Below are 17061 nucleotides of genomic sequence, written 5' to 3'. Positions count from 1 at the left end.
GCTCGGGGTCACCCCGCTGTGACCCTGCGCTCCCTGTCATCAGTAGTTTGGCACGAAATGTTATCGATGTCATGAGTTCTCAGAGATTGCCGAGATTATGGCATTGATGCTGTTCTACCCCCCTCTCCGGTGAGAGGTGACGCGGCCGCCATCGGTGAAAGCTTTGAGACCATTCCGGACCGCAAGATTGTGCGTGGCAGTGATGGCATCACCTCAACGATCTATCAACGTGCCACGTCCGACAGGAAGCGCCAGTCGAGCTAAGCGTTTTGTCAGTCACTCCGGCAGGTACCCTATCGAGATAGGACGGCAGAGGGGAGGGGGACATGCATTCAGCAGTAGTGGGTGCGGAACGCATCGATCATGGCACGATGAGGACGATTAATCTTGCCCTCCTGCTTGGAACCCTGCGATCAGGACCGATCTCCCGCGCGGAGTTATCCCGACGGACCCATCTATCCAAAGCCAGCATCACCAGCCTGGCCGCCGAGCTGGCGGCGAGGGGGCTCGTGCGCGAGGGAAGCCCGGACCGCAACGGCACGGTGGGGCGCCCCGGCACCATGCTTACGCTGGAAGGTGCGCGTGTGTGCGGTGTCGGGCTGGAGATCAACGCCGAGTACCTCGCCGTGTGCGTTGTAGACCTGTGCGGGACAGTGCTATACGACCGGGCTCAGCCATTCGACGTGGCTTCGCTACCCATCTCCGATGTCCTCGACGAAGTTGCCGGGATCATGCGGGATACCTTGGAACAACTCCATAGCGCACGACGGCACGTGGCCCAGGTCATGGTGTCCGCCCCGGGTGTGATCAAGCAACCCGCAGGTACCGTCCACCTGGCTTCGAACCTCGGTTGGCGCGACGTCCCTTTGCGTTCTCAGCTGCTCCAGCGACTGGACGCCGACATCAGCTTGCAGGTGGAGAACGATGCGAAACTCGCAGCGGTCGCCGAGTACCGCAGATATGAGGACTCCGACGTGCGGGACCTGGTCTACCTATCCGGGGACATCGGTGTCGGCGCTGGTATCATCGCGGCTGGCCAGCTGATGCGCGGCTGGTCGGGATTTTCTGGAGAAGTCGGGCACCTGCACCTCGACCCCCGCAACCTACCCTGCCACTGTGGCCGCACAGGCTGTTGGGAGGCGCGCGTCGGCCTACCCGAGTTCCTGGCGCATACCGGGGACCGACTGGGCGCCCAACCTATCGACCGGTTACTCACCCAAATTCAGGATCGTGCAACCCGTGGGGACCAGCAGGTCCTCAATGCCCTCGATGACCTGGCTACCAGCCTGGCCGAGGGCCTCAGCGTGGTCATCGACATGCTCAATCCCCGTGTGGTCGTCCTGGGCGGCTACTTCAGCTGGTTCACTGACTTCCTCATTCCGCCGATAGCGGCCGATCTGACCGCCCGCCGACTGGATCCAGGCGCGGGTGCGCTGCTCGCCGGTGCACAACTCGGCATGGTCTCTTCCGCTCATGGGGCTGCCCTGACGGCCCTGGACAGTGTATTCGTCAACCCTTTATCAGTTCCTCAATGTTGACGCCATCACCTCCTCTTCCTCAAGCACCAGGCACCCAATCCGGGACCGACGGCCCGGAGAGCATTGACAGTCGCGCGGCCGCATGTCATATTTTCGGCAGAACATGAACATTTAAGCTGAGGGAGCCCGATGTCTAGCAGCACGTCTCAGACCACCAGCCGGGCCGGGCGGTTGACCCTGCCCGTGGAGAAGGGCATGGATGCGCAGGTCGCAGAGCTGCTCGAGCGACTCCAAGCCGATGCTGTGCGCAACAGCGACGGCACCGAACTACCGGAGATCGTTAATAAGCTCGCCACGAAGATCTACCAAACCTACTTCGTAGGGCGCGGAGACCAGGACTGGGCCCAAACCCACCCCCGGGAGCTGACCCGGATCTACCTGATGAGCGAACGGACCCCAGCGCTAGCAGACGGTGAGCTATCGATCGACCTGATGACGAATTGGTTCGTTGACCAGGTGTATCCCGACACCGACTGCGATGTCGAGCGGTGGTGGCAGGTGATCGATCGCACCACCGGGGATGTCATCGCCCCCGGCGCATGGCATGTTGACCCAGCCGACTTGAGCGTGACGATGGACCAGGCCCAGGCCGGACACGTCTACACCGTCGGTTTCCTGGCTGTGCAGCGCTGGGACCCCACCCAGATGTATAACTATCTCACCAACGGTTGGGCCGACGATCCACAACGGATCAAAGAATCGCCCTACGACATCCGCTATCCCCAGACCTGGCAGCACGTACGCCACGCCTTGGACCAGTGGCTGGCCGATAACCCCCAGGTCGACGTAGTACGCTTCACGACCTTCTTCTACCACTTCACCCTCGTCTACGGCTCCGATGGAACCGAGCGCTTCGTCGACTGGTTCGGCTACTCCGCCTCCGTCTCGGTACCTGCAATGGAAGCTTTTGAGAAACGCTTCGGCTACCCATTGCAGGCCGAGGACTTCATCGACGAGGGCTGGTACAACTCGCCTTTCCGGGTACCCCGCAAGTCCTTCCGGGACTGGGTCTCTTTCCAACACGAGTTCGTGACATCCCGCATGGCCGAGCTGGTGGAACAGGTCCATGCCGCCGGCCGCGAGGCCATGATGTTCCTAGGCGACAACTGGATCGGCACTGAACCCTATGGGCCCCATTTCGCGCACACTGGAATAGACGCGGTAGTCGGATCCGTGGGCAGTGGGGCTACCTGCCGAATGATCTCCGACATCCCCGGCGTCCGCTACACGGAGGGACGCCTACTGCCATACTTCTTCCCCCACGTCTTCTATCCAGGTGGAGATCCGGTGACCGAGGCCAATGCCTCGTGGCTAGCTGCACGTCGCGCCATCGTGCGCTCTCCCCTGGACCGGATCGGCTACGGCGGATACCTGAGCCTGGCCGTCCAGCACCCCGAATTCGTAGACCGCATGGAAGAGATCGTCAACGAGTTCCGCGCTATCCATGCGGCTGCTGCCGGTCAGCGACCCATCGCTACCGGCCCCCGGGTTGCCATCGTGAACTGCTGGGGGGCGCTGCGCAGCTGGCAGACCCACATGGTCGCCCATGCCCTGCACTACCGACAGGCCTACTCGTACCTCGGCGTCCTTGAGTCGCTCAGTGGGCTGCCGCTACAGGTGGACTTTCTCAGCTTCGACGACATCCGCAACGGCGTGCCCGAGGGAGTTGAGGTGCTGATCAACGTCGGTGCCGCCGGCACTGCGTTCAGTGGTGGATCCGAATGGGCCGACGAGCGTGTCACCTCGGCAGTGCGCAGATTTGTCGCAGCCGGAGGCGGTCTGGTCGGCGTCGGTGACCCCACCGCCCACCCCGCCCGCGGAGCGGTCTACCAGCTCAGCGATGTCCTTGGTGTCGACCGCGAACTCGGGTGGGGCCTGAGCACGCACCGCCCCATGCACACCAGCGATCATCACTTCGTCACCCTCGATTTGTCGAGCCGCTTGGACGTGGGAGAAGGCACTCCCGACGTGTTCTGCGCCAGCGCCACCACCACTGTCCTGGCAGCTCACCACGAGCAAGTAGACCTCGCAGTCAACCAGTTCGGCTGCGGCCGTGCCGTTTACCTGGCCGGACTCCCATACTCGTCGCAGAATGCCCGGTTGCTGCACCGAGCCCTCGCCTGGGCCGGACACCGTGAGGACGCCTTCACCACGTGGACCAGCAGCGACGTGCGTGCAGAAGTCGCCGTCTATCCGCACAGTGACCGACTGCTGGTGATCAACAACTCTTTGGACCAGGTGACCACCACCGTGTCGACCCCTACGACGGTCCGCGAAGTGCACATGGAAGCCGCAGGGCACCTGTGGTTCGACCTCGAACTTCACCCCCTGGACATCCCAGGCTGAACCCTCCAAGGCTCAATTTAGCCTTGGAATCCTCACGGTCGGACAACAACAGGGCAAGTCCGTTCGACAGCCACCACACGCTCGCCCCGAGGCAGCCACATAAGGCTCTACCCTTTACCGGCGCACAATTTAGGTTATTCTCTAAACCAACGACGGCAGACCAAAGCACCACGGGAAGGAGCGCTCCATGCTCGCCTGGGTCATTCTTGCCGACCAAGTCGACAGTCGACGCCACAACGACGAGGTCCCCCATCTCCTCACTGCCCTGACCTCCCCCGGGTTGCTGGTGAGCCCCACGGGTTACACGGTCGGCACCCCACAATGGGTCCTCCCCCCAGAGCGGACCTCTGGTGACGAAGTCCAGGCGCTCACCACCGACCCCGCCAGCCTCATCCACGCCGTGTGGACATCCGGTTCGGGACCATGGCGTATCGGAGTCTCCCATGGCGAGGTCGACACTCCGCTGCCCGATTCCACGCGCGCAGCACGAGGACCCGCTTATATATCGGCACGAGAAGCAATCGACGAGTGCCGACGACGTCGCGCAGCAATCCACGTCTTTGCCGACGGCACCGATGGAATGCGCCGGTTCTCCCAAGTGGCCCAGGTCGTCGTCGATCTCGCCCGACGGCTGCGCCCAGCCGCCCGCGATGTCGCCAAGTTCTACGATCTGTCTATGAGCAGCGACGAGACTGCACGGGCCCTCGGAATCAGCACCTCGGCCGTCAGTCAGCGACTTACCCGCGCTCGCTGGGAGTACCTCGTCGGGATTCGGCAACTCGCCGTCGACCTGGCTCAGGAGGCGCAATGGCCGTCACCATGAGGATCGTGGCCGCCCTCCTCGTAATCGCCGCAGTGTGGGGCGGCAAGTACGTCGTCTCCCTCATCTTTCGCGCCGCCGGGGTCCGGGCCGGCGGGGATACCGGTCTGCTGCGCGGAGGTCTGTGGATCGGCTACCTGGAGCGACTCGGGATCGTCATCGCCATCCTCACCAGCTACCCAGCCGGGATCGCTGTCATCCTCGGCGTCAAGACTCTGGCCCGCTACGCTGAGCTGAAGTCGCAACCGACTCCGGGATCGGACGCGGCGCAAGCCAACAAGGAGTCGAGCGCAGCTATCGAGCAATTCATCATCGGAACGATGGCATCGGCTCTATGGTCGGTACTGCTCACGGTGACAGCTAAAGCCCTGTGGGGCTGACCACAGCTACACACGCGGTCCGCGACCAGCCCGGACCCCACGATGCGCTATCAGCCCCCGGAGCTCACTCAGCCCTAACCGGCTCCAGCTTCCACACTTGCTCGGCGTAGTCGCGAATGGTGCGGTCAGAGGAGAACCGACCAGACTTGGTGACGTTCACCCATGCCTTGCGCGCCCAACCACGGGCGTCAGCATGATCAGCGGCCATCTTGTCCTTGACATCCCGGTAGGACGCGAAGTCGCCCAACACATAGTAGACGTCGGGAACCTCCCAGCCGGGCTCCATGAGGCTTTGACGCAGATCGTGGAACCAGCCAGAACCATTGTCGTCGAGGGTGCCGTCGGTCAGCGTATCAATAACCCGCTTGAGGCCCGGTACATTTTCGTAATGCCAACGCGGATCGTAGTCCCGCTTGAGGGAAGGCAGCTGCTCCTCAGTGGCACCAAAAATGTAGGCGTTGTCGTCACCTACCGCGTCGAGGATCTCGACGTTGGCCCCATCCAAGGTGCCCAGGGTGAGAGCGCCGTTCATCATGAACTTCATATTCGAAGTACCTGAGGCCTCCTTGCCGGCCATCGAAATCTGCTCGGAGACGTCAGCGGCCGGAATGATGTGCTCGGCCGGGGAGACGTTGTAGTTGTGAATAAAGACGACCTTGATCCGACCGTTGATGTCCTCGTCGTTATTGACCAGACGAGCCACCTCGTTGATGAATTTGATGATCGCCTTAGCACGGATGTAGCCGGGAGCGGCCTTAGCGCCAAAGACGAAAACCCGCTTCGGAACGTTGAGGCTCGGGTCGTCTTTGATGCGGAAGTAGAGGTCAAGCACGTAGAAGGCGTTGAGCAATTGACGCTTGTACTCGTGCAGTCGCTTGATTTGGACGTCAAAAATAGCGTCCGGATCAATCTTGACGCCCTCACGCTCGGCTACCCAAGCCGCGAAGTCGACCTTGTTAGCGTGTTTGATCTCGTTGATGCGGTCGTAGACCGACTCGTCCACGGAATCAGTGTAGTTAGCGAGCACTGAAAGGTCCTTGACCCAGGTGTCAGAGCCGGTGACCTCGGACAGCAAACTCGCCAGACGCGGATTGCACTGGTTAAGCCAGCGACGCGGAGTGACGCCGTTGGTCTTGTTGTTGAACCGCTGCGGCCAGATTGCGTGCCACTCTTTGAGGGTCTCGCGCTTAATGATCTCGGTGTGCAAGGCGGCGACACCGTTGATGGAGTAGGAGGCGTAACAGGCGATCCACGCCATCCGTACCTGGTTGCCGCTCACCGGGGCCATGTACTCGATGGTCTGACCGTCCACACCGCGCTTGTTCATGTCCTCGCGAAAACGACGGTCAATCTCGCGAACGATCTCGGAAATGCGCGGGAACAGGCGATCGAAGATCTGCATTTCCCACTTCTCGAGAGCTTCGGCCAGCACGGTGTGATTGGTGTAGGCGAAGGTATGGGTAACGACCTCCCACGCCTCGTCCCAACCCATACCGTGCTCATCGAGGAGGATGCGCATGAGCTCAGGGATGGACAGCACCGGATGGGTGTCGTTGAGCTGGATCGAGTTGTATTTAGCGAAGCCAGTAAGGTCCTCGCCGTGGTGCTCGATGTAGTTGTCGACGATCTCCTGCAGGGAGGCTGAGCAGAAGAAATACTGTTGACGGACCCGAAGCACCTTGCCCTCGAAGGTGGTGTCGTTGGGGTAGAGCACGCGCGAAATGTCGGAGGTGCGCTCCCGTTCGACGATAGCGTCAGTGAAGCGCTGGGAGTTGAAAGCCTGGTAGTCGAACTGTTCCATCGGCTCGGCTTTCCACAGCCGCAGCGTCCCGACGTTGCGGGTCCCATAACCGGTGATCGGCATGTCGTGAGGGATGGCGCGCACCCACATGTCGGCGTAGCGAACGATACGCTGTTGCTCTTCACGACGGATGACGAAGGGGTAGCCCTCCTCCATCCATGGGTCTGGGTGTTCGGTCTGGAAGCCGTTGTCGAAGAGCTGCTTGAACAGGCCGTAACGGTAGAGGATTCCGTAACCAGTAACAGGCAGTTCCAGGGTGGCGCAGGAATCGAGGAAGCAGGCGGCCAGACGACCTAGGCCACCGTTACCTAGAGCAGCGTCGGGTTCTTGTTCGAGCACCTCGGACAGATCGATACCGAAACTGGCGAGGGCCTCGCGGGTCTCGTTGACGAGTCCGAGGTTCGACAAGTTATTGAGCAGGGCTCGTCCCATGAGGAATTCAGCGGAGAAGTAGTGCTCCTGGCGCTCGGCTTTGTACGCAGCGTCGGTGTCCTGCCAGTCATCTGCGATACGGCCCACGACACAGGCCGATAATCCCTGCCACACCTCCATGGGGGTCGACGCAGTAACGGAACGTCCTGAGGTCGATCGCACCTGGAATGCGATTGCTGAAGCCAGGTCCTGAGTCATGTGCCTTCCTTGGATATGGGTGCGCCGCACCGCGGCTGGTACATTGCGTTCACACTACCGCGGATCAGACGTATGGCCCGGAGCCCGACCAATCCGTCCGTGGAGTCCCAGACCACGCCTACTAACGAGAACGAACCCTGTCCAACCGAGCATCACCGCTGCGACAACGACCGGGATCCCTAGCGCTCCAGCACGAGTCAGTTCTAGCGCGAAGGCGGCGGCGAAGAGCGGGGCACGCTGGGTCATAGACAACACGCATCCAGCACCGACGATCACCATCATGGCGATCTGGGAGGGTGCGTCGATCCCTGCCACCACGGCTACCAGAGCTCCGACCAGGGCGCCTGCGGATAGGGACGGGGTGAGTAGACCGCCGGCAGCACCGGAGCGTAATGCCACCGTCGTGGCGAGAATCTTGCCGACGAGCAGGATCACCAAACTAGCTGGAGCCACAGGATGGGCCAGCACCAGATTGACGATGACCTGGCCATTTCCGACCACTTGAGGTGCCGCCAGAGCGATGGCGGTCACTCCGGCCGATCCCAACGGAACCGTCCACCACAGCCTGGAGGTAACCGGGACTCGCCGTTTCATCTCCCCAAAGAGCACTCCCATCCCGGCTCCTACAACGGTGGAAACCGCAACGACAAGAACCATCCAGCCAAGGCCGGGACCTGTCACTGTGGCGGCTGGTGAACGATAGATGGGGCGGTCATGGTTCAACAACCATGCCGTCACCGTTGATAGGACGGAGATGACGCCGGCTATTCCCACCTGTCCCCAGCCACGTTTGGTGCGAAGATCAGGGCGCACCGTCAGTTCTAGGGCGTACAGCGCTCCAGCGACGGGCACGTTATAGACCGATGCCAGGCCGGCACCGGCGGCGCTGGCCAGCACAACCCGCCGGGTGGCGACGTCGACTCGGAAAGTGTCGGATAGCCCTTGGGCAGCCAGGGCAGCCATCTGACGCGGTGCCGCCTCTCGGCCTAGGGAGCTTCCTGACCCGACGACGACGAGCTGGGCGAGGGCGTCAACGATGGTCTCGACTGGGCGTAGCCGCGTCGGAGAGTCGATGGCCTGTCGCACCGAGGTAATCGACCCCGATGGGAACGGACGCAGCCACCGCCACGTCAAGCCCGCAATGAGAGCACCCATAATCGGCGCGACGAGGCGTCGCCACATAACGACTTCCCCAACACCCGTCGTCGACGAGGAGAAGGGCACACCGAAGGCGCAGACCTCAATGAGGTGGGACAGTTCGCTTGTAAGGCCACCGATGAGTCCCGACGCCAACCCCGTCAGTACGACGGCGGCAACGAATCGGATCCGTGAGGTGACCACGAGTCAGACGCTACCGCCACAACCTTAAGAGCACGGCCTATGAATCACGCTGGAAGGGCGACGTAGATCGTCTCCAGGAATTCTTCAATACCCTGGTAGGAACCCTCGCGTCCCAGCCCGGATTCCTTGACGCCACCAAATGGGGCAGCCGCGTTAGAGAACACCCCTAGGTTCGCACCGATCATGCCGGTCTCCAGCTTCTGTCCCATCCGTAGGATGCGAGCTGTGTCACTGGTGAACACGTACCCGGCCAGTCCCACCGGAACCGAGTTGGCGAGGGCTAACGCTTCCTCTTCGGTGCGGAAGGTCGTTATCGGGGCGACTGGCCCGAAAATCTCGGTTTGCATGATCTCAGCGTCAGCGGGAACGCCAGAGAGCACCGTCGGTGGATAGAACCAGCCCTTATCCTCGGGAATCTCACCACCGCAACGCAGGGTGGCACCGGCCTCGATAGCTGAACGCACCAGGCCGTCAACTTTTTCGCGGTCACGCTCGGTGATCATGGGCCCGACCTCGGATTTTTCGTCCAACCCGTCCCCGACGACCAAACCGGACATCATCTCGATCATCTTGTCGGTGAATTCCTCGGCCACCGACTCGTGGACGATAAAGCGGTTCGCAGCGATGCATACCTCGCCCATATTGCGCATCTTGGCGCCCTTGGCCCCGATGATGGCCTGGTCCAGGTCGGCGTCGTCGAAGACGATGAAGGGAGCGTTGCCACCAAGTTCCATCGAGGTGCGCAATACGTGCTTGGCAGCCTTGCCCAGCAGATTTGCACCCACCCCGGTAGACCCGGTGAAGGACAATTTGCGCAGTCGCGGATCCTCCAGGATGGCGTCAGTGACAGCGTGATCCAGACCAGTGATGACATTGAGAACACCGGCTGGCAGACCAGCTTCGAGGAACGTCTTGGCAAGCAGCAAGGTGGTCAACGGGGTAGCCGAGGCCGGGCGAATCACCACAGTGCACCCAGCAGCCAGAGCCGGGGCGATCTTGCGGGTAGCCATCGCCAACGGGAAGTTCCATGGGGTGATGAATAGGCACGGACCGACGGGACGCTTGGTGACCAACTGACGGATGTTGCCCTCCGGCAGCAAGCCGTAGTCACCGCGGATGCGTACCGCCTCCTCCGAGAACCAGCGCAGGAATTCGGAGCCATACGTGACCTCGCCGTAGGACTCCGCGAGCGGCTTGCCCATCTCGAGGGTCATGAGGCGGGCGAAGTCATCCTTGCGCTCGGTGACGAGGTTAAAAGTCTTGCGCAGGATTTCGGCACGCTCCCGCGGGGCGGTGTCGGCCCAAGAGTGCTGGGCGCGAACAGCAGCGTCAAGGGCATCGGTGCCCTGGTCAACAGAGGCATCGGCGATGGCGACGAGGGGCTTCTCGGTGGCGGGATTGATGACGTCGAAGGTGCGGGACGCCTCGGCGTCCACCCATTCTCCGTCAATGAGCAACTGGGTGGGAAGATCGGAGGGGAGCGAACGGTCGTTGGTCATCATGAAACAACCCTACGACGGGGTGTCGACGCTATGGCAGGGTTCGACGTTCACGTGGGGAGAACACTTCCCATAATCGAATCACTCACAGGATGGTCACATGGACCGTTCCGTTAGGCTGCCGAACGACATCAGTCTTCACGTGGTAAACATCGTCGAGGACGTTCGGAGACAGCACAGTCGACGGAGCACCGCAGGCAACGCAGCTTCCCCCTGACATCAAAACCAACGTGTCACAAAAGCGACCCGCCAAGTTGATGTCGTGGAGTGCGATTACCGTCGTCGCATTGAGACGACGGAGTAGGTGCATCAGCTTGAGTTGATGATGGATGTCGAGATGATTAGTCGGCTCATCCATGACGATCATGCCGGTTTGCTGAGCAAGCGCCCTCGCGATCGTCACTCGCTGTCTCTCACCCCCAGAAATCCTCGAAAAAGACGATCCTGCAAGATTGTCGACTTCCATAACCTCCATCGCCGCGTGGCACAGTTCGAGATCACCAGCTCCCAGCGACTGCCACGACCTTTTGTGAGGAGCTCTCCCCATCCGAACAATTTCACCACAGGTTAGCGGAAACTCCGCAGGTGTTTCCTGCAGGACCACACAGATATGTTGCGCCGACCACTTTGCGTCCCGTGACCAGACGTCTACTCCATCTAAGGTTACAGATCCCCTCGCGGGTTTCCTCGAGTGAAAGATCGACCGCAATATCGTCGATTTACCACTCCCATTTGGACCAAGAATTCCCACAACATCGCCTGGTCGGGCACAAAAATTGACGCCGTCGACAATGCAATGTCCATCGATGTCTACACCCAAGTTATCGACAACAAGCTTTGCACCTTTAATCATCTTTCCGCCTCCCGCCGTTGCGACGCAAGAGAAAAAGAAAGAATGGGGCACCGACTAAGGCGGTGACTATACCAACCGGCAATTCCTGTGGCCTGATAACCATTCGGGCGCCAAGGTCTGCTAGTACAGTGAAGATCGCACCCAGCAATAGCCCGATGGGAAGAGTTCTACGGTGATCCGCCCCCACACACAACCTCGTAATGTGCGGCATGACCAGCCCTATGAAACCAACAACTCCGCATACTGCAACGGTCACGCCGACGATAGCGGCGGCGACGGCAAACATCCATGTTCGAAATCGATTTACGTTCAGACCGAGGGAACCCGCACTTTCTTCACCAGCGAGCAGGATATTGAGGTTCGAGGCTTGCGCCAGGCACAGAATTATCCCGATCGCCAGGACGCCGGAAGGAAACAAAAGATTCTCCCATTTGGCCGCCCCAAAACCGCCTAGACTCCAGAACAACACCTGTGAGGCCAATTGTGGGTCGGGTGATGTCAGCACCATAAAGTTGTTAACCGCCGACAGCAGAGCCGAGACAGCCGTTCCAGTGAGTATCAAAGTTCCTGCGGTCATGGTCTGTCGTTGGCGTGCAACCATGATTACGAGAAGAAGCGTCAAAAATGCGCCACCGAATGCCGCCAACCCCAGCGACACAGTGCCTCCGATGAGTAACCCGAACCGCATTACCGCAATGGCTCCCGTTGCCGCTCCCGATGAAACACCCAGGATAGTCGGGTTGGCCAGAGGATTACGCAAAAGCGCCTGCACAACCGTACCAACAGTGGTCAATGCCATACCTGCCACAGCAGCCAGGAGCACCCGTGGTAGACGCGTATCAGCGACGATTCGATCGATAGCTGGGGTCCATTCGACCGATATAACGCCTTCTGGAAACACCCGGTGAGCCACAACCTTCCACACCATAGTGAATGGAACCTGGACCGATCCAATGGACAGCGCGGTACCCAAAACGAAAAGTAGAACCGTCACGAAGACCAGAATGAGAACCACCGAACGCCCCCGACGTAAATCGGATTGGTAACTCGTCACGTCCTCCAAGGACCGAGCCGGAACGCGATTTAAGATAGCAACGAGATCACCCTGGTCGCTCACGGACCTGACGGACGTATCGTCACCCTCACTGTGCGCACCTAGCATCAGCTATGGAACTGTTTAGCAAGTTGTTCAATACTCTCGGCGGACCGGGGACCTGGCTGGGCTAAAGACAGGCTAATGACAGGGAAGGCGTTGTTCTTAACAGCCTTAGTATCCTTAAGAGCAGGAATGGACTTTAGCGTCTTAATCTTCTGATCCACACTGGGCGTCTTATAGTCGTAGATGAGAATCATGTCTGGATCAGCTTTGGCTACTTGCTCCCACGACATCTTTCCCCATCTCAGCGGCTCATGGGCAAAAATATTCTCTCCCCCTGCCGCATCGATCATCACTGATGCGTAGGCCCATCCACCTACAGTGATCGGAGCTTCTATGCCTGAATTATACAGGAATACTTTGGGGCGATCCTTACCCTTTACAGAGTTCTTGACACTACTAACCTTGGAATTGAACCTGCGAACAGCCTTTTCCGCCTTATCGTTGACATCGAAGATTTGACCAATCGTCCTAATCTCTTTGGTTTCATCTTCAAGGGTATTCACCTGGTCAGAGCACCCCACCGGACTCAGATGGGTCTTAATTCCAAGCTTTTTGAGATCCTCTCTAGTGTGTCCATTACTCTTCGAGAATCCATCCGGATATCCCGAATAAACGAAATCTGGGTTAACAGAGAGGAGCTTTTCCATAGACGGTTGCCCGGAGGCGAGAATCGGAATGGAATCGTATGCCTTCTTGTACTGCGATCCAATAGGACGATTACGTTGATATGCCGTTCCAACCATCCGCTTTTCGAGACCCAGTTCGAGCATCGTCTCGGTCGCGGTGGAGGTCAAGGTTACGGCACGCTTAGGAGCAGATTCGAATACCTGACTGACACCACAACTGGTGACAGTCAGAGGATACGAAGTGTGCCCCTGCATCACCGGCAACGTTGCAGTCGATGCTTTCGAAATACTGGGATCAGTGACAGCACTTCCACAACCAACAAGACTGAATATAGGCATCGCCATCGCGGCAATAAGCGCGGTCATTCGCACGCGTTTTCGCACCATCAAATTATCCTTTCAACCGCGCGCCCATCGACGACCTTGCCCACAGGACACACGTCCAACAAGAGTTTCTTCGCGCTCGCTTGAATGCGCCAACAGGGAAAGCATAGCAATGGTCCAATTAATAGAATTCGCGATCACCAGCGTGCACTCATGGCAGGACGTGCCACTCCATCTTCAGCTTCCAATCGCGCCAGTCAGTGGCATCTCTATATGCAATATGTCACAAATTCCGTGCTGGAATGTTCTTTCCCTGCGCATGGATCAGACCAACGGTCCGCTTGTAACGCCAACCGCTTCGAATCCTCACAGCGTGAGTGTCCAGGTACTCCATTGCAGCTACCTTGCTGCCACCGTGGGCATCGATCTCGCGCTCCAGTTCGGTCTCACCGATAACTCGATACTCTTCTAGCACCCGAATTTCCGCGGGTATGCCAAGTTGTGCCAAACCCCCGGCAAACAACAGATGCCTGGCTTGAGACGCTACGATTCCTCCCCCTCTAGCCACCGCAAGCGCGTGATCCCACACGGTCGGCGACCCAGTGGTGTCAATGATGATGAGATGCTTCTTTGTCTGCCGCACCATGGCCTGGAGCGATGCCTGTAGGTCGAGGTTCCAGTACAACGACCACGCTGCCATAACGCTGTCAAACTGGCAACCGAGGTCCGCTGGCCATTCCTGATGAACGACATCGATCTCGACGTCTTTCTCCTCGGCAGAACTTTCCAAGACACTTAGCATGTCCTCGGATCGATCCAGCACGGTCACCCGGCACCCGCGCTGTGCCAGCGGAATCGCAAACCTTCCCGTTCCTCCACCAACGTCGAGGACCGAAGATCCCGGCTCCACGATCTCGGTTACGGCTGCGATCTGCGCCAACGAGCCACCCGTCTCCCCGGCGTGCTGGTCATAGACCCGGGCATAACAACGCCAGAATTCCCGTTCCTCTTCCAGAGTCCTGCGTTGGGGATCACAGCTCCTGTCATGCTCCCACAGCCCGAAGTAATCAATGATCTCCATCCCGCCTCCCTGCATGGCCTGGCCCCGTAAACGGTACCGGCCCCTATGACCGATGTACCCACCCGCACCCATGGCAATCACGTTCGTAACCCGGGGTGCTGCCACTGTGGGTGGTGTTGACCCTCATCACGAACAAGATTGACACAGCACCCGCTGAGCCCGACTGCCCGGACCCGATCTGGTTTGCGCATAACCGGCCGCAAACACGCTCATACCACAGAAGGACCAGCTAATTCGCTCGCCAGCACGATGCGTGACGAGGGGTTCCAGCAACACAGTGGATGCCATGTTGACGACAACTCGCCCACATCCCCGCGCCGCTGACACAACCATCCGTGGTGCTCACCTGCGCGCCCTCGGACTGACGAAAACCTACGGGATGACACGTGCCCTCGATCACATCGACATCGCCATCCCAGCTGGCCAGTCGGTCGCCGTCATGGGGCCGTCCGGGTCAGGCAAGACCACCCTGCTGCACTGCTTGTCGGGGATCCTCTCGCCTGACTCTGGCAGTATCGAACTGGCTCTGCCGGACCGCACCGTCAACGTCGAAAACCTCTCTAACGAAGGCCGAGCAAAGCTACGCCGTCAATCCCTTGGTTTCGTCTTCCAACAAGGAATGCTCGTACCCGAGCTCACTGCTGTCGAGAACACCGCCCTACCCCTCATGCTTAACGGCGTATCCCGAACCGATGCGGTCAGGTATGCCACCCAATGGCTTGAATCGATGGGGTTAGGCGGCATGGAGGATCGTCGGATTGGTCAGCTCTCCGGGGGCCAAGCTCAACGCGTCGCTATTGCCCGGTCCCAGGTAATCGATCCGTCGATTGTCTTCGCTGACGAACCCACCGGAGCCCTCGACTCGGCCACCGCCATCGAAGTGATGGCCATTCTGCTTTCGGCGACGACCGGGCGGGGACGCACCCTCGTCGTCGTCACCCATGATGAGGACGTCGCCCGCCGCTGCCAGCGCATCCTTCATCTGCACGACGGTCGGATCGTCTCTGACGACGTACGTCATTCCGATGGGAGGTGGTGATCATGACTATGACGCCACCTATCGAACCGGGAACCGCCGATCAAAGGATCCCGTCCCTCACCGTCCCCGAGCCACTGGGAGCTACGCCCGGACGTCTTACCACTGCTGCGATCCTCAGCATGACCCTCCGTGCCTCAGCCGCTGACCACTCCACCTGGCGGCTGCCGGTAGTTGCTTTCGCTGTCATTGCAACCATCATCCTCGACGTCACTGGCGGTGCCGTCATGATGTGGCATCTACCGGGAGACAACTCTGGCTTCTACAAGCTGACCTCGACAATTGCCGTCATCCTGCTGGTGCTGCCCTTGATGACCCTGGCAGCTTCGGCGGCACGATTATCGGCGCGACGCCGGGACGACCGGTTGTCCTCTCTACGACTTGTGGGCGCTTCGTCCCACCTGTTGCGGGTAGTGGCCCTGACCGAGGCCGGGCTACAAGCCCTTGTAGGTTCCATCCTGGGCATCACCGGATACGTACTGTGCCTGCCTCTGCTAGGACAGCTCTCCTTCAACGGCGGAAAGGTCGGCGCAGATTCAATCCTGCTCAGGCCTATCCCCGTGGCCGGAGTCATCCTCACTCTCGTGCTACTAGCCCTTGTCAGCTCTGCGATCGGCCTGCGTAAGGTCGACGTCTCCCCGCTTGGAGTGCGAATGCGCAGCCAACCTCGGTCAGTCTCGTGGGTTCGGCTGGCAATCGGTGGTGCCATAGTCCTGCTCATCGTCTTTTCTAAGGCCGTGTTGGGATTTCTCGGTCACCAAACAGGCATGGTCGGCGTGTACGTGTTTATCGCCGTCATTCTGGCTGCCGTCGTCGAGCTCGCCAACATCATTGGGCCGAAGCTACTGGCTATGTACTTCCAGCACCGTCTACAACGGGCCAAAGATGCCACCGATCTCGTGGCAGCCCGCCAGGTGCTGGAGAACCCGCGCGCCGCCTGGACCCAGGTAGCCTCGCTAGGAGCGGTGTGCGTGGTCGGAATGCTGGGAGGCACCGGAGCCGCAATGATGCAAACCATCAACAACGATCCCCCGGCCACGAAATCCGCCCGCATCGTCGGAGGAGACCTACAGACCGGGGTGATCCTCCTCATCATCTTCGCGTTCGCCACCGTTGCCTGCTCGGTGGGAGTCAATCAAGCTTCCGCGATCCTCGACCGTCGATCTGTCGAAGTGGGGTTGGACGTCGTCGGGATGGATCTGCAAACCCAGGACAAGGTGCGACGCATCACTGTCATCTCACCGATGCGGTTCGCCATGGTCACCGGCATTATTGCCACCGGGCTGCTGCTCGTCCCGGCGACCGGAATTGCTCTCATCACCCGGCCAGCAACGGTCCTCGTAACGGTCGCCACCATTGTGGCGGGAGCGGGCATGGTTCGGCTGGGTCTGTGGGCTACCCGCCCGACTCTGCGCCGGGTCATCGACGATGGGCTAGCCCGGACTGAATAGGAAAAGGGTCAGCGTCGCTGCTCATCGTCGGGGCGCTCGTCGATCCCATCCATACCGAATCGCCAAACCTCGTCGATCCAGCCCCTCCTCACTGAGCTGATCCGGCTGACCACTGCAATGGTACTGGCCACGACGGCAAGGCCCACAAGGAAAGGTTTGTTCACGGCACCACTGTA

General features: G+C 59.9%; 14 protein-coding genes. 6 read left to right on the top strand and 8 right to left on the bottom strand.

Annotated elements, in window-relative coordinates; translation table 11 throughout:
• Positions 1-371: 371 nt before the first annotated feature.
• The 4 genes from CPA42_RS00470 (at position 372) to CPA42_RS00455 (ending at position 5084) form a co-directional block, all read left to right on the top strand.
• Positions 372-1538: an ROK family transcriptional regulator gene (locus tag CPA42_RS00470; RefSeq protein WP_002518597.1), complete on the top strand. Its 1167-nt coding sequence runs from the start codon at positions 372-374 to the stop codon at positions 1536-1538.
• Positions 1539-1667: 129 nt separating this feature from the next.
• Positions 1668-3884, top strand: a complete 2217-nt coding sequence (gene gnpA / locus CPA42_RS00465; protein ID WP_002515765.1) for a 1,3-beta-galactosyl-N-acetylhexosamine phosphorylase — start codon at positions 1668-1670, stop codon at positions 3882-3884.
• A 187-nt stretch (positions 3885-4071) separates the two neighbouring features.
• Complete coding sequence (locus CPA42_RS00460) at positions 4072-4707, top strand: sigma-70 RNA polymerase sigma factor region 4 domain-containing protein (RefSeq protein WP_002515718.1); 636 nt, start codon at positions 4072-4074, stop codon at positions 4705-4707.
• Positions 4692-5084 carry a hypothetical protein gene (locus tag CPA42_RS00455; RefSeq protein ID WP_002515781.1) on the top strand — a complete coding sequence of 131 codons (393 nt, stop codon included), beginning with the start codon at positions 4692-4694 and terminating at the stop codon, positions 5082-5084. The genes CPA42_RS00460 and CPA42_RS00455 overlap by 16 nt, the downstream gene beginning before the upstream one ends.
• Positions 5085-5148: 64 nt before the next feature.
• Here the strand turns inward: CPA42_RS00455 and CPA42_RS00450 are convergent, their stop codons facing one another.
• The 7 genes from CPA42_RS00450 to CPA42_RS00420 form a co-directional block, all read right to left on the bottom strand.
• Complete coding sequence (locus CPA42_RS00450) at positions 5149-7515, bottom strand: glycogen/starch/alpha-glucan phosphorylase (RefSeq protein ID WP_002515833.1); 2367 nt, start codon at positions 7513-7515, stop codon at positions 5149-5151.
• 54 nt (positions 7516-7569) lie between these two features.
• Positions 7570-8856 carry a chloride channel protein gene (locus tag CPA42_RS00445; protein ID WP_002515888.1) on the bottom strand — a complete coding sequence of 429 codons (1287 nt, stop codon included), beginning with the start codon at positions 8854-8856 and terminating at the stop codon, positions 7570-7572.
• Positions 8857-8900: 44 nt separating this feature from the next.
• Positions 8901-10358 carry an NAD-dependent succinate-semialdehyde dehydrogenase gene (locus CPA42_RS00440; protein WP_002515931.1) on the bottom strand — a complete coding sequence of 486 codons (1458 nt, stop codon included), beginning with the start codon at positions 10356-10358 and terminating at the stop codon, positions 8901-8903.
• Positions 10359-10440: 82 nt separating this feature from the next.
• Positions 10441-11208, bottom strand: a complete 768-nt coding sequence (locus CPA42_RS00435) for an ABC transporter ATP-binding protein (RefSeq protein WP_002517542.1) — start codon at positions 11206-11208, stop codon at positions 10441-10443.
• On the bottom strand, positions 11201-12370 hold the full coding sequence (locus CPA42_RS00430; protein WP_002515839.1) for a FecCD family ABC transporter permease: 1170 nt from the start codon (positions 12368-12370) through the stop codon (positions 11201-11203). Before CPA42_RS00430 ends, CPA42_RS00435 begins: the two co-directional genes overlap by 8 nt.
• Entirely contained in the window at positions 12370-13380 is a 1011-nt protein-coding gene (locus tag CPA42_RS00425; RefSeq protein WP_459166219.1) for an ABC transporter substrate-binding protein, read from the bottom strand. The genes CPA42_RS00430 and CPA42_RS00425 overlap by 1 nt, the downstream gene beginning before the upstream one ends.
• 220 nt (positions 13381-13600) lie before the next feature.
• On the bottom strand, positions 13601-14470 hold the full coding sequence (locus CPA42_RS00420; RefSeq protein ID WP_002518592.1) for a class I SAM-dependent methyltransferase: 870 nt from the start codon (positions 14468-14470) through the stop codon (positions 13601-13603).
• A 214-nt stretch (positions 14471-14684) separates the two neighbouring features.
• On the opposite strand from CPA42_RS00420, the gene CPA42_RS00415 reads away from it, so the two are divergent.
• Positions 14685-15437 carry an ABC transporter ATP-binding protein gene (locus tag CPA42_RS00415; RefSeq protein ID WP_002515702.1) on the top strand — a complete coding sequence of 251 codons (753 nt, stop codon included), beginning with the start codon at positions 14685-14687 and terminating at the stop codon, positions 15435-15437.
• Positions 15431-16885, top strand: coding sequence for an FtsX-like permease family protein (locus CPA42_RS00410; RefSeq protein ID WP_002518590.1), 1455 nt, complete (start codon positions 15431-15433; stop codon positions 16883-16885). Before CPA42_RS00415 ends, CPA42_RS00410 begins: the two co-directional genes overlap by 7 nt.
• Positions 16886-16893: 8 nt before the next feature.
• On the opposite strand, the gene CPA42_RS12640 is transcribed toward CPA42_RS00410, so the two are convergent.
• Positions 16894-17049, bottom strand: coding sequence for a hypothetical protein (locus tag CPA42_RS12640; RefSeq protein WP_002512781.1), 156 nt, complete (start codon positions 17047-17049; stop codon positions 16894-16896).
• Between the last annotated feature and the right edge of the window lie 12 nt (positions 17050-17061).

It is taken from the genome of Cutibacterium acnes (assembly GCF_003030305.1).
In the GTDB taxonomy this organism is placed as follows: domain Bacteria; phylum Actinomycetota; class Actinomycetes; order Propionibacteriales; family Propionibacteriaceae; genus Cutibacterium; species Cutibacterium acnes.
This window is presented reverse-complemented; position numbering and strand designations above follow the sequence as displayed.